Genomic DNA, 22,374 nt, shown 5'->3' with positions numbered 1-22,374 from the left:
GGTCATGCATGGTGGAGACGGGCGGGATCGAACCGCCGACCTATTGATTGCGAACCAATCGCTCTCCCAACTGAGCTACGCCCCCATGCCGTCTATTCTAGCGGCTTAGGGCGCCAACGGGAATAGCTTGAAATGCGTGTTGTGACGTCGGGTTTTTGCTCTTAGGGTTTTCCCGCGCCCCCCTTGTCAAGCCTGTCGCTTCTGCCAATACTGCAAGCGGGCGTCGGGAACAATAAGACCAGCTTGCCGCCTGCTGCCGTTGCGCTTGCCGCTGCGGCCAAAAACAACAGACCAATGGAGTCGAGACATGACACTTTCTACCAAAGTGCGTACGCACAAGCTATCTTCCAACGCCACCCTGTGTACCTCCGGTTACAACCAGGTCGGCGCCGATTCGCCGGCGATCGAGGCGATGACTGACTTTTCCCGCGTGCATGCGGTTACGATCAGCGCCGCGGCTTCGCTGCCGGAAGCCAATGCCACGATGATTTCGCGTGGCGTCCGCCTGTTGATGGTGGTTAGCGCCGATGAAGAGGTGCTGGGACTGATCACCGCCCGCGACATCCTCGGCGAACGGCCGTTGCAACTGGCCCAGGCCCGCAATGGCAAACGCGACGATCTGACGGTCAAGGACCTGATGTGTCCGCTCGCCAATATCGACACGCTCTATCTCAACGAAGTGATGCACGCCCGTGTCATCGACATCCTCAATGCCCTGAAGAACCAGGGCCGGCAGCACATCATGGTGGAAGACGTCGATCCGGCAACCGGTCTGCCCCGCGTGCGCGGCATCTTCTCGGCGACCCAGATCGGCCGCCTGCTTGGCGTGCCGGTCCTGGGTTTCGAGCTGGCCTCGACCTTTGCCGAAATCGAAGCCGCGCTCGCCAACTGACCACGTCCAGATGACTACCCGGGAAGAGCTTCAATTACTGGCCAACCAGTCGCTGTTGGCGCATTTTGCCGATGTCTGTGCCGGTGTGGTGATTGTCGATGCCAGCGCCAATGTGGTCTGGATGAACGATCACTACCCGCGCCGCCTGCATATCGCCGACCCGGCGGCGATGATCGGGCAGCCAGTCGAGAAGATCATCCCGAACAGCCAGATGCGCCAGGTGGTCGAGTGTGGCCGGCCGATCATGCTCGATGTCATGGATTTCGAGGGTGACTCCTTTGTCGTCACCCGTCTGCCGCTGCGCAATGCCGAGGGCACCGTCGTTGGCGGGGTCGGCTTCATGATTTTCGACGACCTGCGTCATCTGGCACCGGTGGTCAGCCGCTATCAGAAGCTGCGTCTGGACCTGGCTGAGGCCGAGCGCAAGCTGGCCGATGCCCGGCGTACCAAATACACCTTTTCCAGCTTCATCGGCGCCGGACCGGCCTGCAGCAATCTCAAGCAGGCCGCCCGGCGGGCGTCGCGGACTTCTTCGTCGGTGTTGATCCTCGGTGAAACCGGTACCGGCAAGGAATTGCTGGCGCAGGCAGTGCATGCCGCCAGTCCGCGCGCCAACAGCCCCTTCGTTGCGGTCAACATTGCTGCGGTGCCGGAAAACCTGCTTGAAGCCGAATTCTTCGGTGTGGCGCCGGGCGCATTCACCGGCGCCGAGCGGCGCGGCCGTGACGGCAAGTTCAAGCTGGCCGATGGCGGAACGCTGTTTCTCGATGAAATCGGCGACATGTCGCTGGCGCTCCAGGCCAAGTTGTTGCGCGCCCTGCAGGAGCGCGAGTTCGAGCCGGTCGGTTCGAACAAGCTGATTGCGGTCGATGTCCGCATCATCGCCGCGACCAGCCGCAATCTGGAAGAAATGGTTGCTGCCGGCAGCTTCCGCGCCGACCTCTATTACCGGCTGAACGTCATCCTGCTGCGCACTCCGGCCCTGCGCGACCGGCCGGAAGACATGGCCTTGCTGGCCGAACATCTGATCGAGTCGATCTGCCGCCTGCAGGGCATGGCTCCGCACGGGATCAGCCTGGCGGCGCTGAGTCGGTTGCAACAGCACGACTGGCCGGGCAATGTCCGGGAGCTGGCCAACGTACTCGAACGGGCGCTGCTGATGAGTGATGGCGATGTGCTCGAGGCCGAGGATCTCGACCTGGTCATGCCGACCCCGAAAGCGCCAGCGAGTTTCGCTGGTGGCAACGTGATCGGCATCGCCGAGGCGGTGGCCAGCGCCGAACGTGCCGCGATTCTTGCCGCCTTGCGCAACAGCCATGGCAACAAGGTCCAGGCGGCCCGCCTGCTGGGTATTTCGCGCGCCGCACTTTACGAGAAGATCGCCATACTGGGTGTGGACGCGCACGCAGCTTGAGCTGTCCGTCATTGCGGACACAATGTCCGGACCGGCTGACAGAAGCGGGAAGTCCCCGGCATCGGAAAAATGGTGATATCCAGCCGATTCAAAGACTTGAACATGCTGGCATGGGCCGTGCACTGAGGGTTGCTCCGCAATAAAATCCAAAGGAGACAACAGTGGACTTTCTGATCGTTCTGGCCGCCCTGGCCTGCCTGATGCTCGTCGCCTATCGTGGCTACAGCGTCATTCTTTTTGCTCCCATCTGCGCCCTTGGCGCCGTTCTGTTGATCGACCCCAGCCTGGTCGCGCCGATGTTTACCGGCCTGTTCATGGACAAGATGGTCGGTTTCGTGAAGAACTTCTTCCCGGTCTTCCTGCTGGGTGCGGTGTTCGGCAAGGTGATCGAGCTGTCCGGTTTTTCGAAGGCGATTGTCGCCTCGGTGATCAACCTGATCGGGCGGGAACGGGCGATGCTGGCCATTGTCGTCGTCTGCGGCCTGCTGACCTATGGCGGCGTCTCGCTGTTCGTCGTGGTCTTCGCGGTCTATCCGTTTGCCGCTGAAATGTTCCGTCAGGGCGGCATTCCGAAGCGCCTGATTCCGGGCACGATTGCGCTCGGCGCCTTCACCTTCACGATGGATTCCCTGCCCGGTACGCCGCAGATCCAGAACATCATCCCGACCACTTTCTTCAAGACCGATATCTATGCCGCACCGTGGCTGGGGACGATAGGCGCGCTGTTCATCCTGGTCTGCGGTATTTCCTATCTCGAATGGTGTCGCCGGCGTGCGGCTGCCGCCGGTGAAGGTTATGGTGACGGTCACAGCAACGAGCCGGAAGCCTTCGAGCACGAAAAGCTGGTTCACCCGCTGATCGCCATCCTGCCGCTGGTCATGGTCGGCGTCATGAACAAGGTGTTCACCAATGCCATCCCGCTGCTCTATGGCGAGAAGGTTTCCTTCATTCCGGCGGTGATCGGCAAGGCCGCCCCGGTGGTGCAGCAAACCAAGGCAGTCGCCGCCATCTGGGCCGTTGAAGGTGCCCTGCTGGTCGGTATTGCCACCGTCTTCATCTTCGGCTGGCGCGCCGTTTCAGCCAAGTTTGCCGAAGGCAGCAAGAACGCCATCGGCGGCGCCCTGCTCGCCACCATGAACACCGCTTCCGAGTACGGTTTCGGTGCCGTGATCGCCGCGCTGCCGGGCTTCCTCGTGGTCGCCAATGCGTTGGGTTCGATTCCGAATCCGCTGATCAACGAAGCCATCACCGTCACCGCGCTGGCCGGCATCACCGGTTCCGCTTCCGGCGGCATGGGCATCGCGCTGGCAGCAATGGCCGATACCTTCATCGCCAATGCGCAGGCGGCCGGCATTCCGCTCGAGGTTTTCCACCGGGTGGCCTCGATGGCTTCCGGCGGCATGGATACGCTGCCGCACAACGGCGCCGTCATCACGCTGCTGGCGGTGACCGGCCTGACCCATCGCCAGTCGTACAAGGACATCTTCGCCATCACCTGCATCAAGACGCTGGCTGTCTTCGTGGTGATTGCCGTGTTCTACATGACTGGTATTGTCTGATCAGCGATAAAAACAAATAGCGAGGAGATTGATCATGGCCCTTTCCCGTCACCCGATGGCGAGTTCGTTGCGTGCTTCCGATACCGGCAAGGTGGTATCGGCCGCCGACGCCGTTCGTCTGATCAAGGACGGCGACACCGTTGCCACCGGCGGTTTCGTCGGCATCGGTTTTGCCGAGAACATTGCCGTGGCGCTCGAGGAGCGCTTTCTCGAGGCGGTCGAACGCGACATTCACGGCCTCGGCAGCCCGCGCAACCTGACCCTGGTTTACGCGGCCGGGCAGGGTGACGGCAAGGAACGCGGCCTCAACCATCTCGGCCACGACGGCTTGGTGGCGCGGGTCATCGGCGGCCACTGGGGCCTGGTGCCGAAGTTGCAGCAACTGGCCGTGGCCAATCGCATCGAGGCCTACAACCTGCCGCAGGGCGTGATCGCGCATCTCTTTCGCGACATCGCGGCCGGCAAGCCGGGCTCGATCACCAGCGTCGGCCTCGGCACCTTCGTCGATCCGCGTTTCGGCGGCGGCAAGCTCAACGAGAAGACGACGGCCGATCTTGTCCGCCTGATGGAAATCGACGGCGAGGAATACCTGTTCTACAAGGCCTTCCCCATCCATGTCGGCATCATCCGCGGCACGACGGCCGATCCGGACGGCAACATCACCATGGAGAAGGAAGCGCTGACCCTGGAAGCGCAGGCGATCGCGATGGCGGCGCGCAATTCGGGCGGCCTGGTCATCGCCCAGGTCGAGCGCATTGCCGAACGCGGCACGCTCAACCCGCGCCAGGTGAAGATTCCCGGCATCCTGGTCGACTGCGTCGTGGTTGCCGAAAAGCCGGAATATCACATGCAGACTTTCAGCGAGCCTTACAGCGCGGCCTTCGCCGGCGAGCTCAAGGTGCCGATGTCGGCGATTCCCGCGATGCCGATGAGCGAGCGCAAGATCATCGCGCGCCGCGCGGCGCTCGAGCTGACGGCGAACGCCGTGGTCAATCTCGGCATCGGCATGCCGGAAGGTGTGGCCAGTGTCGCCGCCGAGGAACAGGTCATCGACCTGCTCACCCTGACCGCCGAACCCGGCGTGATCGGCGGTGTGCCGGCCGGCGGCCTGAGTTTCGGCGCCGCGACCAATGCCCAGGCGATCATCGACCAGCCCAGCCAGTTTGACTTCTACGACGGCGGCGGTCTCGACATTGCCTTTCTCGGCCTGGCCCAGGCTGACAAGGAAGGCAATCTCAATGTCTCGAAATTCGGCCCGCGCCTGGCCGGCGCCGGCGGTTTCATCAACATCTCGCAGAAAGCCAAGAAAGTCGTCTTCGTTGGCACCTTTACCGCCGGCAATCTCGACGTAGCGGTCAACGCCGGAAAACTGGCCATTTTGCAGGACGGCGCCTCGGTCAAGTTCGTCGATGAAGTCGAGCACCGCACCTTCAGCGGTTCGCAGGCGGCCAAGGTCGGCAAGAGCGTGCTCTACATCACCGAGCGCTGCGTCTTCCGCCTGACGGCGGCCGGCCTCGAACTGATCGAGATTGCGCCCGGCGTCGATCTGCAGAAGGACATCCTCGACCGCATGGACTTCCAGCCGCTGATGCCGCAGCCACCGGCCTTGATGGATGCGCGCATCTTCACCGAGGAACTGATGAGCCTGCGCCCCGACATGCTGGAGCGGCCGCTCGCCGAGCGTCTTTCCTACGATGCTGCGCAGAACCTGTTCTTCGTCGATTTCGCCGGCCTCTCGGTACGCAGTGCGAGTGATATCGCGCGCATTCTCGAGGCGGTCGAGGCGCACCTCGCGCCGCTCGGTCACAAGGTCAACGCCATCGTCAATTACGACCGCTTCGCCATCGCGCCCGAACTGATCGACGACTACATCGCCGTCGTCAAGGGCATCATGGCGCGCCACTACCATCACGTCACGCGCTACACGGCGAGTTCCTTCATGCGTCTCAAACTGGGCGAAGCGCTGGCGCGCCAGCAGATCACGCCGCATCTCTACGAAAGCGCCGACGAGGCGCAGGGGCAGCTCGGCGCGCACTGAATCCGGCGGTGCGGCCGCCGGCGATGACATTGGCGAGGGGCAAGGTATCATTCGCCAATTCTTGGCGGTCGACACAGGTTTTTCTATGAAATTCATTTCCACGGGCCCGCTTGCCGGGCGCAAGACGCGCATTGCCCTTGCCCTGGCGGCGCTGCTTGCGCTCGGTGTTTTCGTCTTTCCCGGTTCCGGCGAGGCGCCGTCGGGCGAGTCGGCCAAGCCCGCGGCCGCCGTCCGCCCGGCGCTGACCGTCAGTCTGATCACGCCGCAAAGCGAAGACTGGGCGCAGGTGCTGCCCGCCAACGGCAATGTGCTGGCCTGGCAGGAAGCGGTGATCGGTCCCGAACTGAGCAATTACCGGATCACCGAAGTGGCCGCCCAGGTCGGCGACAAGGTCAAAAAGGGCCAGGTCCTGGCGCGCATCGCCAGCGACACCGTGGCCAGCGAACTGGCCGAAGCCAAGGCGGCGGTGGCCGAGCTGGCCGCGACGGCGGCCGAAGCCAAGGGCAACAGCGAGCGGGCGACCGAGCTGAAAGCCAAGGGCTTCTACAGCACGCAACTCAACACCCAGTACCAGACGGCAGAACACACGGCGCAGGCACGTCTCGCCGCGGCACAAGCCCGCCTGCAGGCGGCCGAAGTGCGGATGAGCAAGACGGTCGTGCTGGCCAGCGATGACGGCGTGATCTCGGCCCGTTCGGCCGTGGTTGGTTCGCTGACCCAGGCCGGACAGGAACTGTTCCGCCTGATTCGCGGCAGTCGTCTCGAATGGCGCGCCGAAGTGCCGGCCGCCGATCTGGCGCGCGTCAAGCCGGGCGCCGTTGCGGCGCTGGTCAATCCGAACGGCGAGCGCGTCGTCGGCAAGGTGCGCACCGTGGCGCCCAGCGTCGATCCGCAGACGCGCAACGGTCTGGTCTATGTCGACCTGCCGACCGATGCGCCGATCAAGGCCGGCATGTTTGCGCGCGGTGAATTCGAATTGGGGCGCAGCCCGGCGTTGACCGTGCCGCAGGGGGCTGTCGTGCTGCGTGAAGGTTTCGCCTATGTCTTCCGTCTCGAAAACCCGACGGCCGACGGCGGCCGTGTCGCGCAGACCAAGGTCGGTGTCGGTCGCCGTCTTGGCGAGCGTCTGGAAATCACCTCCGGCCTGGCGTTGACCGCGCAGATCGTCGAGAACGGCGCTGGCTTCCTGGCCGACGGCGATGCGGTCAAGGTCGTGGCCGGCGGCAAGCCGCAATGAACGTTTCCGCCTGGTCGATCCGGAATCCGACCCCGGCCATCCTGCTCTTCATCATGCTGACGCTGTTCGGCGTCATGGCCTTCAAGGCGATGAAGGTGCAGCAGTTCATGGACGTCGATCTGCCCACCGTGACGGTGACCGCTTCGCTGCCCGGCGCGGCGCCGGCGCAGATGGAAACCGAAGTGGCGCGCAAGATCGAGAATTCGGTCGCGACGCTGCAGGGCATCAAGCACATCTACACCAAGGTGCAGGACGGCGTCAGCGTCGTTACCGTCGAATTCCGCCTCGAAAAGGCGACGCAGGATGCGGTCGACGACGTGCGCGACGCCGTTTCGCGCATCCGCTCCGACCTGCCCGGCGACCTCAAGGATCCGGTGATCGCCAAGGTCGACCTGGCCGGCAGCCCGATCCTGACCTACACCGTCGCGTCGAGCCGGATGGACGACGAGGCGCTGTCGTGGTTCGTCGACAACACCGTTACCAAGTCCGTGCTCAGCGTGCGCGGCGTCGGCTCGGTGGCGCGCGTCGGCGGCGTGACGCGCGAAATCCGCGTCGAACTCGACCCGGCCCGCCTGCTCGCGCTCAACGCCACGGCTTCCGATATTTCGCGCCAGCTGCGCAAGATCCAGCAGGAAGCCTCGGGCGGCAAGGCCGACGTCGGCGGCATCGAGCAATCGGTGCGCACCATCGCCACCGTCGCCTCGGCGAGCGAGCTGGCGGCGATGGACATCCTGCTCTCGGACGGGCATCGCGTGCGTCTCGACCAGGTCGCGACGGTCAGCGACACGGTCGGCGAAAAACGTTCGGCGGCGCTGCTCAACGGCAAGCCGGTGGTCGGTTTCGAAATCGTGCGCAGCCGCGGTGCCGGCGAAGTCGAACTCGCCGACAACGTGCGTGCCACGCTGGCCAAACTGCGCCTCGAACACCCGGACATCGAGATCACCGAAGCCTTCAATTTCGTCGATCCGGTCGAGGAGAATTTCGAAGGCTCGATGTCGCTGCTGATCGAAGGCGCCATCCTCGCCGTGATCGTCGTCTGGCTCTTCCTGCGCGACTGGCGCGCCACCTTCGTTTCGGCGACGGCGCTGCCGCTGTCGATCATCCCGGCCTTTGCGGTGATGCACCTGATGGGCTTCACGCTCAATGTCGTGACCCTGCTCTCGATGTCGCTGGTGGTCGGTATCCTGGTCGATGACGCCATCGTCGAGATCGAGAACATCATGCGCCACCTGCGCATGGGCAAGACGCCGTTTGCGGCGGCGATGGAAGCGGCCGACGAAATCGGCCTGGCGGTGATCGCCACCACCTTCACGCTGATCGCGGTCTTTCTGCCGACCGCCTTCATGAGCGGCGTGGCCGGCAAATTCTTCGTCCAGTTCGGGTGGACCGCTGCGATTGCCGTTTTCTTCTCGCTCGTCGTCGCCCGCCTGCTGACGCCGATGATGGCCGCCTACATCCTCAAGCCGCTCATGCATGAGGATCACGAACCGCGCTGGCTGACGATCTACGGCGGCTGGGCCGCCTGGTGCCTGAAGCATCGCCTGCTGACGATGGCGGCAACCGTCGTTTTCTTCGTCGGCTCCTTCGCGCTGGTGCCGCTCTTGCCGACCGGCTTCCTGCCGCCCGACGACCTGTCGCAGACGCAGGTCTACATCTCGCTACCGCCCGGCAGCACCTTCCCGGAAACCCTGGCCGCCGCCGAGCAGGCGCGCGCCCTCGTCGAGCAGAACAAGCACGTCAAGATGGTCTATACCGCGGTCGGCGGCGGTGCGGCCGGCAGCGACCCGTTTGCGCCGCGTGGTGCCAACGAGGTGCGCAAGGCAACGCTGACCATCAACCTGACGCCGCGCAAGGAACGCGGCGGCGTCACCAAGCAGGACGTCGAGGCCGATTTCCGCGCCCGTCTGGCGGCGCTGCCCGGCGTTCAGCTCAAGGTCGGTTTCGGCGGCTCGAACGAAAAATACGTGTTGGTGCTGGCCAGCGAAAACGGCCCGGTGCTCTCCGCCCACGCCCGTCTCGTCGAGCGCGACCTGCGCAGCATTCCCGGCATCGGCAACGTGACCTCGACGGCCAGCCTGGTCCGGCCGGAACTGGTCATTCGCCCCGACTTCGCGCGCGCCGCCGATCTCGGCGTGACTTCGGCCGCCATCGCCGACACGCTGCGCATCGCCACCGCCGGCGACTACGATCAGGGCCTCGCCAAGCTCAATCTGGCGCAGCGTCAGGTGCCGATCATCGTCAAGCTGCCGCCGGCGGCACGCCAGGATTTGAGCCTGCTGGAACGGTTGACCGTGCCGGGCAAATACGGCCCGGTGATGATCGCCAATGTCGCGACCCTGAGCATTGCTGGCGGCCCGGCCGAGATCGACCGCTACGACCGTCTGCGCAACATCAATTTCGAGATCGAGCTGAACGGTCAACCGCTCGGCGAAGTCGAAAAAGCCGCGCTCGCCATGCCCAGCCTGAGCAAGCTGCCGCCCGGCGTGATCCAGACCACGGTCGGCGACGCCGAAGCGATGGGCGAACTGTTTGCCAGCTTCGCCCTGGCCATGGCGACCGGCGTGCTCTGCATCTACATCGTGCTGGTGCTGCTGTTCAAGGATTTCGTGCAGCCGGTGACCATCCTGGCGGCGCTCATTCTTTCCGTGCCGGGCGCTTTCCTTGCGCTCTTCCTGTCGCACACGGCGCTGTCAATGCCGTCGATGATCGGCCTGATCATGTTGATGGGCATCGCCACCAAGAACTCCATCCTGCTCATCGACTACGTCATCCTCGCCCGCCGCGAACACGGCCTCGACCGCTGGAGCGCGCTGCTCGACGCCTGCCGCAAGCGGGCGCGGCCGATCATCATGACCACCATCGCGATGGGCGCCGGCATGATGCCGATCGCACTCGGCATCGGCACCGACCCAAGCTTCCGCGCCCCGATGGCCATCGTCGTCATCGGCGGCCTGATCACCTCGACCTTTTTAAGTTTGCTGGTGATTCCGGTGGTGTTTACCTATATCGATGATTTGATCGGCAAGGTCAGGGGCGGGTTGGGGATGAAGGGGCATTGAGGGGGCTTGATGCTCCGCTATCGGTAAGGAGCGGCCGATGGACAAGCCGACTGAAAGCGATCGTACAATGCCATTGGCAATTCTGTCGTTTGCAGGGTTTGGCGGATCGTTTAGTACTGCATACCGGCTTACAGAGTAATAAATTCTTCTTATAAACAAATGGTTTTGCCAATGAATGCTGCAAGGTTATACATCACAAATCCGAGTAGCCCTGCAATACTTCTGTCCACTTCACGTTGGGCGTCAGAAGAGTTTATGGGAGTGAATCGATGAAGAAACTTGTGCTGAGCTTCATGCTGCTTGTCTATGGAGTTATTGTTTTTGCGCAAACCCAAGACGACGCGGCAATTGCAGCGAATGCGATAACAGAGCACTCTTGGAAAACCACAGAGTCATCTATGCCTTTCGTTATTGCTAACATGGAAAACGTAATTCGAAATAACGGTGCAACTGAGAATGCAGCAAAGGCGCTTAGTGCGGAGGTTAGCAAAGCATTCAGCAGAGAAAGTATCACTCGAATTCTTGCTGAAAATCTTCGCAGTGAACTTACCGTGGAAGAGCTCCGCGAGCTAAGTGCCTTTGTCGAGTCATCAGCCGGCAAGAAATACCTTCGTATTAATTTCGAAACAGAAGCAACTCAAAAAATGTTGAAGCCGATCATGCGCGAGGCGTGTAAAGCAGTAAATCAACAACTAGGTTTCTTTGACCGCGGCAGTCTTCACAAGATTTGTCGAGATTTCTAGAGTCGGGCACAGCTGACGCCCAACCCTTTATTCGAGAGGGCGCGCCCCAGTATGCCGGGTGTCGCTCCTAATCTCCAACGTTGAAGGGCTGCTTTCTCAGTCTAGCTACTTCCGCTTAGGGTCGATAGCTGACTCAGCTGTCAGCACCTGCGGGTGCCTTTTTCTTTTCCTGGTCGTCCTCTTTCCTCCCCCATCCTGACCCCCAACAACGAACCCGGTTACTATCCGCCTTCGCCAAAAAGAAAGTAGCCCGCCAGGAATGCAAACCGAAGTCAAAGAGAAGCCCGTCTACGCCGTTGCGGCGTCCGTCCAGTTGCCGCACGTCAGCGACATCGAATTCGAGGCCTCGCTGGCCGAGTTGCGCGAGTTGGCCAAGACGCTGGGCTACACCGTGGTGCGCACCTTCATCCAGAAGCGGGCCAGTTTTGATACGACGGGTTATCTCGGGATCGGCAAGCGCCAGGAAATCGAGCATTACGCGGCGCACGAAGCCGAGTGCGAGATCGAGGCCATTCTTGTCGATCATGAAATCTCGCCGTCGCAGGCGCGCAATCTGGAGAAGGAAACCGGCTGCGGCGTCATGGACCGCACCATGGTCATCCTCGAGATTTTCCACAACAACGCGCGTTCGCGTGCCGCCAAGGCGCAGGTCGAAATCGCCCGCCTCGGCTACATGGCACCGCGCCTGCGCGAAGCCGCCAAGCTGGCCGGGCCGCAGGGCCGGCAGCGCAGCGGGGTCGGCGGCCGCGGCGCCGGTGAATCGCATACCGAACTCGACCGGCGCAAGATCCGCGACCGCATCGCCGAATTGCAGCTCGAAATCGTCGCCATGGAAGCCGAGCGCAAGACGCAGCGCGCCCGGCGCCACGAACGCCAGGGCCTGGCCAGCGTTGCGCTGGTCGGCTACACCAATGCCGGCAAATCGACGCTGATGCGGGCGTTGACCGGTAGCGAGGTGCTGGTTGCCAACAAGCTGTTCGCGACGCTCGACACCACGGTGCGCACCCTGCATCCGGAAAGCGTGCCGCGCGTGCTGGTCAGCGACACCGTCGGCTTCATCAAGAACCTGCCGCACGGCCTCGTCGCGTCCTTCAAGTCGACGCTGGACGAAGCGCTCGATGCCGGTCTGCTGCTGCATGTCATCGACGCCAGCGATCCCGGTTTCGAGCGTCAGCTCGAAGTCACCGATCACGTGCTGGCCGAAATCGAGGCCGATACCCTGCCGCGCCTGCGCATCTTCAACAAGATCGACCACGTCGGCGATGCCGTCGCCCAGGCCGCGTGCGAGGCCGAACTGCGCACGCGCTATCCGGGTTGTGTCGTGATGAGCGCGCGCCGGCCGGAAGAGGTCGCGCAACTGCGCCTGGCCATCATCGCCTTCTTCCAGAAGGACCTGATCGAGGCCGAACTCTTCCTGCCCTGGTCGGCGCAGCAACTGCGCAAGGACATCTACGCCGCCTGCGAAGTGCTCGGCGAAAGCGCCGACGAAGCCGGTGCCTTGTTCAAGGTGCGCGGCGAGCCGGCCGCCATCGAACGTCTGCGCGAAGCATTTTCGGGCATTTCCGGCGGTTGACCGCTGGCGGCGGGGCAAAACCGTTTTGCCCTGCCAGTCTCCTTAACACTCGCTCCACTGCCGCATGGAATTCATCGATCCCCGCAGTTTCCTGTTCACCGCCAGCCTGCTCGGCCTGCTCTGCGCCATGGTGCTTGCCGTGCAGGCACGCAGCTTTCCCGGCGAAATCGAAGGCCTCGGCGACTGGGCGAAAGCGGTCGCGCTGATCGCCTGCGCCTCGGGACTGGCCTGCCTGCGCGGCAACCTGCCGAGTTTCTTCACCGTGGTTGTCGCCAGCGCCATGTTCCTGTTCGGGCAACTGCTGCTCATCGTCGGCCTGCGCCGCTACAGCGGGCGCGCCATCCACTGGCGGCCGGCGCTCGACATCCTCGGCGCGCTGGTCCTGGTCATCGTCTGGCTGACCTACGGCTCGCAGCATTACCAGGGCCGCTTGTTCGTCATGGCCCTGGCCCATATCGTCTTCTCCGCGGCCGGCGCCTTCCTCGCCTGGCGCGCGCCGCCGCAGGGCTTCGGCAGCCGCTTCCTGAGCGGCTTCTTCCTGCTCGGCCTGCTCGTCGCGCTGTATCGCATCGCGACGCTGCCGGCCGTCGTCGACCTGACCGACGACCTGTTCGACCACAGCCTGATCCAGCAGGTCTACCTCGGCTTCTTCTCGCTCGGCGTGCTCGGCCTGTCGATCGGCCTGATCCTGCTCGCCAACGAGCGCCTGCGCGTCGAACTCGAATTCATGGCGACGCGCGACCCGATGACCGGTGCCCTCAACCGGCGTGCCTTCTTCAGCCGCGCCGAACTCGAATGGGCGCGCGGCAAGCGCTCGCGCCAGCCGCTCGCGGCGATTGCCGCCGATATCGATTTCTTCAAGAAGGTGAACGACACGCACGGCCACCATGTCGGCGATCTGGTGATCAAGGACTTCTGCCAGCGCACCGGCCAGATGCTGCGCCTGCCTGACGTGCTGGCCCGCTTCGGCGGTGAGGAATTCGTCATCCTGCTGCCCGACACCGGCCTCGCCGAAGCGCGCCAGGTCGCCGAACGCATCCGCAAGGAAATCCAGAAACGGCCAAACAAGAGCCTGCCCGCGTACACCGTCAGTCTTGGTGTCGCGGTCAGCCAGGGCGCGCCGGGGCAACCGGCCAGTATCGAAGCGCTGCTCGCGATGGCCGACGAGAAGCTTTACCAGGCCAAGGAAAGCGGGCGCAACCGGGTGGTGGGGTAGGGGGGATTTGACCGCGCGAGCGTTGGTGTCTGGCGAATCATCGCTGGCTCTTTACTGTGTTTCACCGCTCGCAAGCCGCGCTCATGCTTCTGCTGCCAGGTGTTAATTTAGGTAAATCCGTCGCGGGCAGGTAGGCGGGGAAGCGCAGCTGGTCCGCTGTCCTGGAAACTGTCGCGAATGCCCGATCGGCCGCCTGCTGCGGCATCTTGTATCGGTCGCGAGCCCGGCCCGGGGGCCGTCGGTCTGCTGGAATCACCTTGCGGTCCGGCTTTCGACCGGAGATGTTCGCCCGCCGGCTTTCCTCTCTGGCCGGGCAATACGGTAATATCGGCGCCCACGTCGGGGGCGATGCGATTTGCCCTTGCGTCTGACCTCAAGCGAACCCAATTCATCGATACTTGCCGCGACATGATCCAGCAATTTGCGACCGCCTTTCGCGGCCTGGCGCCATTTCTGCGCCTGAACCTCGCCGGCGGCGACCTGCGCCCGATTGCACAGGCCTTGCTGGCGCAGGCTAACGACGAGCAGGACAACGCGCCTCTGTGGATGAATCTGGCGACCGTCTTTTTTGCCATAGGGCAGCGCGAAACCGGCCTGGCGATCCAGGCGCAGGCGCTGCTGATGCGTCAGACCTACTTGCTGCCTGCCGTCCGGCAGCCGGCTCGCTTGCGTTTGCTGCTGCTGATGGTGGCGGGCGACATCGCCGCAAACACGCCGCTCGACTGCCTGCTCGAAGATTGCGACATCGACCTGATCTGTCATTACGCCACACTGGAGCAGCCCTTGCCGGCCGAGCTGCCGGCGCACGATGCGGTGCTGGTGGCGATCGGCGAGGGGGCGGAGAACCTGGCCGTGCTGAAACTGCTGGCTGCCCGCTTGCGCAACTGGTTCCGGCCGGTGATCAATGCGCCGGAACATATTCCGAATACCGAGCGCCGCGCGGCCAGCGATCTGCTGCAGGGCGTGCCCGGTCTGCTCATGCCGCCAACCCGCGAGGTCAGCCGCGATTTCCTGCTCGCCATGCTCGCCGGCGAGGCAAACCTGGACGAGGTATTTGCCGCTTGCCGCTTGCCGATCATCCTGCGTCCGGTCGGCTCGCACGCCGGCCGCGATCTGGTGCGCATCGACGATCTGGCGGGTGTCGCCCGCTATCTCGAAGCCGTGCCGGATGTCGGTTTCTATCTGTCGCGCTTCATCGACTACAGCGATGCGAATGGCGTGTTCCGCAAGTTCCGGATCGCGCTCATCGACGGTCAGCCGTTTGCCTGTCACATGGGCATTTCGACGAACTGGATGATTCACTACCTGAATGCCGGCATGTACGCCGATGCCGCCAAGCGCGCCGAGGAAGAAGTTTTCATGGTTGCTTTCGCGGCCTTTGCCGAGCGGCATGGCGAGGCGCTTGAGGCGATCTGGCAGCGTTCGCAACTCGACTACTTGTGCATCGATTGTGCCGAAACGGCGGATGGCGCCTTGCTGGTCTTCGAGATCGGCCATGCCATGGTGGTTCACGCCATGGACCCGGTTGACCTCTTCCCCTACAAGCAGGAACACATGGGCAAGGTCAAACGCGCTTTCGAAAATTACCTGTACGGCCTGTACCGCGCCCGCCCGGCGCATGTCGCCTGAGACCTGCCGATGGATCTGATACCCGCAAACCCGCTGAATCGCCTGAATTTCTCCGGCGGCCCCGGCGTGCTGCCGGAGAGCGTCCTGCAGCAGGTGCAGGAGGCGATCATTGCCGTGCCCGGCGTCGGGCTGTCGATACTCGGCATCAGTCATCGTTCCGACTGGTTTGCCGCCGTCGTCGCCGAACTGGAAGCCAACATCCTGAGCCTGATGGGCCTGGACACGAATTACCGCGTGCTCTTTTTGCAGGGCGGCGCGACGCAGCAGTTTTCCATGCTGCCGATGAGCCTGCTGGCCGGCGCCGAACGGCCGGCGGATTACCTGCATACCGGCTACTGGAGCGGCAAGGCGCTGCCCGAGGCACGCCGGGTCGGGCCGGTGCGGGTCGCCTGGAGCGGCGAGTCCTGCGGCTTTGCACAACTGCCGGGCGATGCCGAACTCGATCTGCAGCCGGATGCGCCCTATCTGCATTACGTTTCCAACGAAACGGTCGAAGGCCTGCAGTTCCATCGCGTGCTCGGCGGCGACCGCGTGCCGCGCATCTGCGACATGTCGTCCGACTTTCTCTCGGCGCCGGGTGATTTCAAGCGTTTTTCGCTGATCTACGCGCATGCCCAGAAAAACATCGGGCCGGCCGGCGTTACCGTGGTCGTCCATCGCAAGGATCTGTTCGCGGCTGCACCGGACAATCTGCCGGGCTTTCTCGACTACCGCGCGCAAGGCGCAGCGCATTCCATCCTCAACACGCCGCCGGTGTTTGCCATCTACGTCGTGCTGCTGATCAGCCGCTGGCTGCGCGACGAAATCGGCGGTCTCGCGGCGATGGACAGGATCAATCGCCGCAAGGCGGAGCTGCTCTACGGTGCACTCGACGACAGCGACGGTTTCTACCACGGCCGGGCGGCAAGCGGCGATCGCTCGCTGATGAATGTCGCCTTCAACCTGCCGACCCCTGCACTGGAGCACGAATTCGTCAGCGCCGCGTTGGCCGCCGGCTTCTCCGGCCTGGCCGGGCACCGCAGCATCGGCGGTATCCGCGCCTCGCTCTACAACGGCCTGCAGTTGCCGGCGGTCGAGCAACTCGCCGGTTTCATGGCCGATTTCAGCGCGGCGCACCGCTAGCGGGTGGCGCCGGTTTTATCCGGCGCGCTATGCATCACCTTGTTCCTGTGTTCAAGGCTTTGCAGTGTCTGCACGCTCGGCTACGGTCAACCGGGAAAAATGGCCAAAATTGAAATCGGGTTGAGATGGGGCGGTAATAGCCAAATTCACCCGATCCCGGTTTTCGCCGCTCAAACAAACACAATATTTACTAATAATCTACTAATGCGGTTGAGAATTAGTAGATGATTGCTGATGGAGCCGGCAGGCTCTCGTTCACCTGCGGGCTATCAGAAGAAAATATCGATCTACTAATTGCTGCTGTGTTTAGTAGACATTGATATGAAAGGGGCTCTAAACTCGGTCATACTAATTCGCCGTCAGTTTAGTAAAAAATGAAAATCCCTCTCACCCCGCCTGATATTGACGTGCTTCTTCTCAGCTTGAAGCCCGAGTTGTTCAGACACCTCTACGCTGCCAGCACGCCAACCGTGGAGGGGGCCTATTTGCACTGGGACCAGCTTCGGCATCGTGCTCCTCCCGAGGGAATGACGTCCGAACTGTGGTGGGCTGCGCTCAAACTGGCCCGGACCGGGATGCTTCAATCCTTGCCGCTACTAGACAAAGCAGGCAAACCATTCCAGATCGCCACTCCCGAAGATGTCCTGATTCACTTGCATCACATCGATAAGGATGCAGCGGGACAAATACAGTCTGCGGCTGAAGTGACGACTTCGGAGAACCGGGACCGATATCTTTTCCAGTCCATGGCCGAAGAAGCGATTACTTCCAGCCAGATGGAAGGAGCCGCAACAACGCGCCAGGTGGCTGAAGCCATGTTGCGCGAGGGCAGGAAACCCCGAGATCACAGCGAATGCATGATTTTCAACAATTTTCACGCCATGGAGCTGATCAGGGAAATCAGGAATGAGCCGATTACGCCAAGCCGGATTCTTGAACTGCATCGTATTCTGACCGAGGGCACTCTGGATGATCCTGCCGGTGCTGGCCGCTTACGGATGAGCGACGATGTCCATGTCGCGGACAATCGCGACGGCACCATCATTCACCAGCCGCCCAGCCATACGGAACTTGGCGCACGCCTCGAGAAGCTATGTGCTTTTGCCAATGCGGATGAAAACACCAAGCCTTTCGTACATCCGGTCCTGCGCGCGATCTTGTTGCATTTCATGATCGGCTACGATCACCCGTTTGTTGACGGTAACGGGCGAACGGCACGGGCTTTGTTCTACTGGGCAATTGTGCGTAGCGGCTATTGGTTGATGGAATTCGTTTCGATTTCGCATTACTTGCGGAAGGCGCCAGGTAAATACGTGCGCTCCTATCTTCATACGGAAACGGATGGAAACGACACGACGTATTTCCTGATTCATCAACTGGAGGTCATGCGCAATGCCATTCAAGGCTTGCATGAGTACCTGGCGCGCAAGGTCTCCGAGCAGAAATCGATGGAACGCCTCCTGGTCGGCTCGGGAAAGCTGAGAAATCGGCTTAATCATCGTCAATTGGCGCTTTTGACGCATGCTCTCAAATATCCGGGGGAAGTTTATAAAATTGACGGGCATCAACGCAGCCATGCCGTTGTGTACCAAACGGCACGTTCCGATCTATTGGGTTTGAGCGAGCTTGGGCTGCTCGACAAGCAAAAAATCGGCAAAAGTTTTTTGTTCCAGGCACCGCAAAATCTTCGGAAAACCATCGCCGATCTTGCCGATTAACAAGCGCCTGTTCGTAGGCTTCCTGGCCGACTTCCGGGCCGCCAGCCGCTAGCGGCTGGCGCCGGTTTTATCCGGCGCAGTACAATCCGATCTCCTTGTCATCAACCGATCAGGCGGCGCCGATGTCCAGAATCATCCAGGGGTTGTTTCTTTTTTGCGTGTTCGCTTCCGGTGTTGCCCGGGCAACTCCCTTGCAGGACTGCAATGCATTGGCATCCGAGCTGAACAAGATGACGCCGATGCAGGTCGACAAGATCACCTTGTGGAAGACGACGGCGTGTTTGCCGCAGGGTCGCAATGTCGTGCTGACCTACATTTACCTGCTCGACGTCGACAAGGGGCAGGTCAGCCAGACGGCGCTCGACTCATTGCGCCCGGCGCAACTGGCGAGCTGGTGCACCAATCCGCAGCAGCGGCAGCTGATCAACCTGTACGACGTCCAGTACCAGTACAGCAGCCGCGACAGTACCTTCATCGGCAAGCTCGAGTACAGCGCCAAGCTGTGCAAGTAAGTTTCGCCTAAGGCGCGCCCGCTTTGTCCGGGCGCCCGAAAGTCAGCGTGTAGAACAGGTCGACCGCGTTGTCGCTGCCGGCGCGGCCGATTACCGAGATCTGCCGGCTCAGGCTGATGGTCAGCTTGACGACGCTTTCCGCCTTGCCCAGCGCCTGTTCGTAGGAGAGCATGGCATTCGATGACAGGCGTTTGCCGACGCTGAAAATCTGCGCGCCGGTGCTGGCCGTGCTGTCGAAGGTGCCGGCGGCGACGCGGCTGATCTGCTGGCGGCTGCCGTTGTCGCCGATCTGGCCGGTGCGCACACCGAGCTCATCGAAACCGAAATTCTTCTTCAATTGCTGCACGACATTGCCCGAATCGTTGCCGAGCAGGCCGCCGGCCGCCGAGAGCAGCACCGTCGCGTCGCCGGCGCCCATCTGCTCCGGGCCGTGGCCGAGGACCAGCCAGGCGAGTTTTTCCGAGTCGGGCAGTTCGGGGTCGGAGATCAGCTTGATGACCGGGCGCTGCGCCGTGCCGGTGATATGCACGCCGGGCTCGACGGACAGGCCCTGGCGCACGGCGCGCACGTCGAGCGCGGGGTTGTCGGGCAGGCCCTGGAAAGTCAGGATGCCGCGCTCGATGGCGAGTTGCTGGCCGTAGGCCTCGAAACGCCCGGCGCGGGTGCGGATCGTGCCGCTGGCGCGCGGCAGGTCGCGGCCGCTGGCGCGCAGGCGGATGTCGCCGGACAGCCGCGTGTTGAGGCCGGCGCCGGAGAACAGGAAGTTGTCGCCGAGCTCGGTGCTGACGTCGAGATCGAGCTTCGGGCGCAGGCTGGTGTTGGCTTTTTCCTGGCCGGCACGGCGCACGACGACATCGTCGGAGAGACGCGGCGCGCCGCTGCGTGCCAGTTGCCAGTAGCCGGCATCGACCGCGAGCTTGCCCTTGGCGCCGAGCGTGCCGTCCTGCCAGCTCAGGCGGCCGCTGCCGGAAACGCTGACCCACTGGTCGGGCAGTTGCCAGGCACCGAGGCGGTCGAGATGCACGTCGAGGAAGGCATGCTCGGCGCCGGCTGGGCGGTCGACCTGCATTTCGCCGGTGATTTCGAGGCGACCGGGCTTGCCGGTCAATGCCGCCAGATCGCCGCGCCCGGAGAGTTGCAGGGGGCGCGGCGCCGCCTGCAGCACGCTGTCGAAGCCGAGCTTGCCGACGCGCAGCAGGTTGTTGTCGAGATCGACGGCAAGCTCGCCGCGATTCAGGTTGAGGCCTTGTTCGGGCAGGCGCAGGGCCAGCTCGCTGCCGCGGAAACGGCCGCTGGCGATGGGTTTGTCAGGCGTGCCGGCGAGCTTGAGTTCGCCGCTGAAACGCCCGCCGGTGCGCCATTGCTCGCCGATCAGTTCGCCCAGCCAGGCGAGGTCGGCGATTTCGCTATTCAGTTTGCCCTGCCAGGCGGCCTGCCGGTTGAGCGCCCAGGCGCCCTGCATGCCGGCGTTCAACTGGGCGTCGATCCGGCCGACGCGCGAGCCGCGCGCCTGCAGGTTGGCGGCCAGTTGTTTCGCATCGGCGCCGACATCCAGCGTCGCCTGCCAGTCGAGCGGTTCGCCGGCCAGCCTGGCCGGGCCAAGATGCCAGCGCTCGGCAGCGAGTTGCAGCGGCGCCGGCGCGACCAGGCGGACATTGCGCGCCGGGTCGGCGGCGAGCAGGCTGGCCTGTTCGAGCTGGCCGCGCCAGCTTAGGGCACCGGTAGTCTCGGGCAGGCCGCCGGCGAGTTCGAGCAGCAGGTGGTTCTTGCCGGCGAGGTCGGCGCTGGCGTTCAGGCGGTGCGCCAGCCGGTTGCCGTTGATCTGGATGCGCAACTGGCGGAGCAGGGCGGGGCGCTCCGGCGTTTCCAGCGTGCTGGCGGCAAGGTCGAGCTTGAGCGGGGCATTGGCGCCGCCGCCGGCCGTGGCGTCGAGCTTGAGGCCGCTGACCCGGACGCGGCCGGGCAGACCGAGGCGGGCGGCTTGCAGGCGGGCGGCGAGTTGCAGCTGCTGCGGCGTGCCGGCCAGTTCGAAGTGGCCGCTGGCGCCGCCGTCAATGCCGTAGGGGCCGAGTTGCGGCGCGTCGAGCTCGATTTGCAGGCGGTCGCCGGGGCGGCCGAAGGCGCCGTGCGTGTCCAGGCGGTTGACGCCGGCCTGGAGGTGAATTTCGGCCAGCGGCACCTGCGGCCAGGCTATCTTCAGCTGGCCCTGGCCGGTCAGCGGCTGGCCGGCCCACAGTGAGTCCTTGAGTTCGAAATGGCCATCTACCTGCGGCTGCGGCTGCAGCTTGCCGCTCGCTGCAAAGCGCGCGTTGATGCGCGCCGGCGTGACTTGTGCGAAGCGGCTCGGGTCGAACTGCTCAAGCTCGCCGTCGCCGCCGAAGGCCATCTCCTTGCCGAGCGCCAGCTTGCCGCGCGCCTTGAGGCGGGCCGGGCCGCTGCTCAGTTCGAGGCTGGTCAGGTCGATTGCGCCGGCTGCCTGGCTGGCCTCGGCGCGGATGGCGAAACGTGTGTCCTTGAGGTCGAGCTGCAGGCTTTGCCGGTTGGCGTCGATATTGGCTGAAATCGGGCCGTTCAATTGTGTAGCCCGCAGGGCGGCGACCAGTTGCGCCGCATCGAGGCGGCTCGCCTGCAACTCGAGGTGCAAAGTGCCGGCCTGCCAGCGGCCGCTGCCGTTCAACTCGCCCTTGCCGGGCAGCGTCGCGTGCAGGGCGTCGAGGCGGGCAATTTCGTCCTGCCAGACGAGTCGACCGTCGAGCCGTTCGAGCGGCAGGCGCTGCTGGTCGAGCGGGCCGGGAATGCGGTTGGCGAGCGAGAAGCGGCCGCCGATGCCGGACGCGTCCGGCTTGAGGTCGGCGCGCAGGGCAAAGCGGGCGCTCGGTGCGCCGGTTTGCCAGGCGGCCGGGTCGAAGTCGTCGATGGCGATCCGGGCGCTGGCGAAGGCAGTTTTTCCGAACGGCGTCAGCACGGCGTCGGCACGCCCGCTGATGCCGCTTTCGGCAACGGCGGCGAGGGCGATTTTTTCCAGCGGGCCGCTCGCCTGCAGGCTGAGCGCCAGGGCGTGTTTTTCCAGTTGGCCAGCAATCGCGGCGCTGGCCTCCAGCGCGAAGGGTGCCGTGCCGGCCAGTTTGGCGTGGCCGCTCAGGGTCGCGTCGCCGAGCGTGGCGCGCAGGTCGTCGAGGGCGTGCTTGAGTCCGTCGCTGTGCAGGCGGCCGGCAAGATCGCGCACGAGCAGCAGGTTGCCGTATTCGAGGCGGGAAATCGCTGTTTTTTCGAGGTCGACCGATAGCGGCAGGCTGAGGTCGGTCGGCAGCGTCGGCGGCGTGCTGCTCGCGGCGCTGGTGATGTGCAGGCGTTCGATGCGCAGTTCGCCGATCCGCAGATGGCCGTGCAGCAGCTCGGTCGGCGACCAGTCCAGGTGCAGGCCGTCGATGTCGACTTGCAGCGTCGGGCTGGTCCAGCGCACCTGGCCGAGTGTGAGCGGGCCGAGCAGGCGGCCGCTGGCCTGTTCGATGTGCAATTGACCGCCGCTGGCGCCGCTTGCCAGTTCGCTCAGCGTCTGCAGGCCGCTTTCGCTGGCCGTCAGCCAGGCCGCGCCGCCGCACAGTGCACCCAGCGTGGCGAGGCCGGCGAGCAGCGTGCGGGATTTGGGCAGCAGCTTCATG

The 22,374-nt window shown here is 63.6% G+C and carries 14 protein-coding genes and 1 tRNA gene; 13 read left to right on the top strand and 2 right to left on the bottom strand.

Annotated features, from left to right (window positions below; translation table 11 throughout):
- Positions 1-9: 9 nt before the first annotated feature.
- Positions 10-85: transfer RNA gene (locus KIG99_RS08245), tRNA-Ala, on the bottom strand.
- Between the two features lie 222 nt (positions 86-307).
- Between KIG99_RS08245 and KIG99_RS08240 the strand changes: the two genes are divergently transcribed.
- From KIG99_RS08240 to KIG99_RS08180, 13 genes are all read left to right on the top strand, one after another.
- Positions 308-892, top strand: coding sequence for a CBS domain-containing protein (locus KIG99_RS08240; RefSeq protein WP_226459726.1), 585 nt, complete (start codon positions 308-310; stop codon positions 890-892).
- A gap of 10 nt (positions 893-902) precedes the next feature.
- Positions 903-2,306 carry a sigma-54 interaction domain-containing protein gene (locus tag KIG99_RS08235; protein WP_226459725.1) on the top strand — a complete coding sequence of 468 codons (1,404 nt, stop codon included), beginning with the start codon at positions 903-905 and terminating at the stop codon, positions 2,304-2,306.
- A gap of 161 nt (positions 2,307-2,467) precedes the next feature.
- Positions 2,468-3,865 (top strand): GntP family permease, encoded by a 1,398-nt coding sequence (locus KIG99_RS08230; RefSeq protein ID WP_226459724.1) that lies wholly within the window; start codon positions 2,468-2,470, stop codon positions 3,863-3,865.
- A gap of 34 nt (positions 3,866-3,899) precedes the next feature.
- The gene (locus KIG99_RS08225; protein ID WP_226459723.1) at positions 3,900-5,903 is read left to right on the top strand and encodes an acyl CoA:acetate/3-ketoacid CoA transferase; all 2,004 of its coding nucleotides are present in this window, start codon (positions 3,900-3,902) and stop codon (positions 5,901-5,903) included.
- 85 nt (positions 5,904-5,988) lie between these two features.
- Positions 5,989-7,140 carry an efflux RND transporter periplasmic adaptor subunit gene (locus KIG99_RS08220; RefSeq protein ID WP_226459722.1) on the top strand — a complete coding sequence of 384 codons (1,152 nt, stop codon included), beginning with the start codon at positions 5,989-5,991 and terminating at the stop codon, positions 7,138-7,140.
- Positions 7,137-10,199 carry an efflux RND transporter permease subunit gene (locus tag KIG99_RS08215; RefSeq protein ID WP_226459721.1) on the top strand — a complete coding sequence of 1,021 codons (3,063 nt, stop codon included), beginning with the start codon at positions 7,137-7,139 and terminating at the stop codon, positions 10,197-10,199. The genes KIG99_RS08220 and KIG99_RS08215 overlap by 4 nt, the downstream gene beginning before the upstream one ends.
- Before the next feature lie 269 nt (positions 10,200-10,468).
- Entirely contained in the window at positions 10,469-10,942 is a 474-nt protein-coding gene (locus tag KIG99_RS08210) for a DUF2059 domain-containing protein (RefSeq protein WP_226459720.1), read from the top strand.
- 259 nt (positions 10,943-11,201) lie between these two features.
- Positions 11,202-12,515 carry a GTPase HflX gene (hflX, locus tag KIG99_RS08205; RefSeq protein ID WP_226459719.1) on the top strand — a complete coding sequence of 438 codons (1,314 nt, stop codon included), beginning with the start codon at positions 11,202-11,204 and terminating at the stop codon, positions 12,513-12,515.
- A gap of 64 nt (positions 12,516-12,579) precedes the next feature.
- Positions 12,580-13,731, top strand: coding sequence for a GGDEF domain-containing protein (locus tag KIG99_RS08200; RefSeq protein ID WP_226459718.1), 1,152 nt, complete (start codon positions 12,580-12,582; stop codon positions 13,729-13,731).
- A 408-nt stretch (positions 13,732-14,139) separates the two neighbouring features.
- Complete coding sequence (locus KIG99_RS08195) at positions 14,140-15,360, top strand: ATP-grasp domain-containing protein (protein WP_226459717.1); 1,221 nt, start codon at positions 14,140-14,142, stop codon at positions 15,358-15,360.
- A gap of 9 nt (positions 15,361-15,369) precedes the next feature.
- A complete protein-coding gene (locus KIG99_RS08190; protein WP_226459716.1) occupies positions 15,370-16,482 on the top strand; it encodes a phosphoserine transaminase in 1,113 nt (370 codons plus the stop codon).
- A 374-nt stretch (positions 16,483-16,856) separates the two neighbouring features.
- Positions 16,857-18,200 carry a Fic family protein gene (locus tag KIG99_RS08185; protein WP_226459715.1) on the top strand — a complete coding sequence of 448 codons (1,344 nt, stop codon included), beginning with the start codon at positions 16,857-16,859 and terminating at the stop codon, positions 18,198-18,200.
- A gap of 122 nt (positions 18,201-18,322) precedes the next feature.
- Positions 18,323-18,712, top strand: coding sequence for a hypothetical protein (locus KIG99_RS08180; RefSeq protein WP_226459714.1), 390 nt, complete (start codon positions 18,323-18,325; stop codon positions 18,710-18,712).
- Between the two features lie 7 nt (positions 18,713-18,719).
- Here the strand turns inward: KIG99_RS08180 and KIG99_RS08175 are convergent, their stop codons facing one another.
- Positions 18,720-22,373, bottom strand: a complete 3,654-nt coding sequence (locus tag KIG99_RS08175) for a translocation/assembly module TamB domain-containing protein (RefSeq protein ID WP_226459713.1) — start codon at positions 22,371-22,373, stop codon at positions 18,720-18,722.
- Between the last annotated feature and the right edge of the window lies 1 nt (position 22,374).

This window comes from Quatrionicoccus australiensis, assembly GCF_020510425.1.
Lineage (GTDB): Bacteria > Pseudomonadota > Gammaproteobacteria > Burkholderiales > Rhodocyclaceae > Azonexus > Azonexus australiensis_A.
Note: the sequence above shows the minus strand (reverse complement) of the source record. Positions and strands in the feature narration are given on the sequence as shown.

Coding starts and splice junctions, on each gene's coding strand:
- KIG99_RS08220 (WP_226459722.1), top strand. CDS start 5,989: ATGAAATTCATTTCCACGGGCCCGCTTGCCGGGCGCAAGACGCGCATT.
- KIG99_RS08215 (WP_226459721.1), top strand. CDS start 7,137: ATGAACGTTTCCGCCTGGTCGATCCGGAATCCGACCCCGGCCATCCTG.
- KIG99_RS08240 (WP_226459726.1), top strand. CDS start 308: ATGACACTTTCTACCAAAGTGCGTACGCACAAGCTATCTTCCAACGCC.
- KIG99_RS08185 (WP_226459715.1), top strand. CDS start 16,857: ATGAAAATCCCTCTCACCCCGCCTGATATTGACGTGCTTCTTCTCAGC.
- KIG99_RS08180 (WP_226459714.1), top strand. CDS start 18,323: ATGTCCAGAATCATCCAGGGGTTGTTTCTTTTTTGCGTGTTCGCTTCC.
- KIG99_RS08200 (WP_226459718.1), top strand. CDS start 12,580: ATGGAATTCATCGATCCCCGCAGTTTCCTGTTCACCGCCAGCCTGCTC.
- KIG99_RS08235 (WP_226459725.1), top strand. CDS start 903: ATGACTACCCGGGAAGAGCTTCAATTACTGGCCAACCAGTCGCTGTTG.
- KIG99_RS08210 (WP_226459720.1), top strand. CDS start 10,469: ATGAAGAAACTTGTGCTGAGCTTCATGCTGCTTGTCTATGGAGTTATT.
- KIG99_RS08195 (WP_226459717.1), top strand. CDS start 14,140: ATGATCCAGCAATTTGCGACCGCCTTTCGCGGCCTGGCGCCATTTCTG.
- hflX (WP_226459719.1), top strand. CDS start 11,202: ATGCAAACCGAAGTCAAAGAGAAGCCCGTCTACGCCGTTGCGGCGTCC.
- KIG99_RS08175 (WP_226459713.1), bottom strand. CDS start 22,373: ATGAAGCTGCTGCCCAAATCCCGCACGCTGCTCGCCGGCCTCGCCACG.
- KIG99_RS08190 (WP_226459716.1), top strand. CDS start 15,370: ATGGATCTGATACCCGCAAACCCGCTGAATCGCCTGAATTTCTCCGGC.
- KIG99_RS08225 (WP_226459723.1), top strand. CDS start 3,900: ATGGCCCTTTCCCGTCACCCGATGGCGAGTTCGTTGCGTGCTTCCGAT.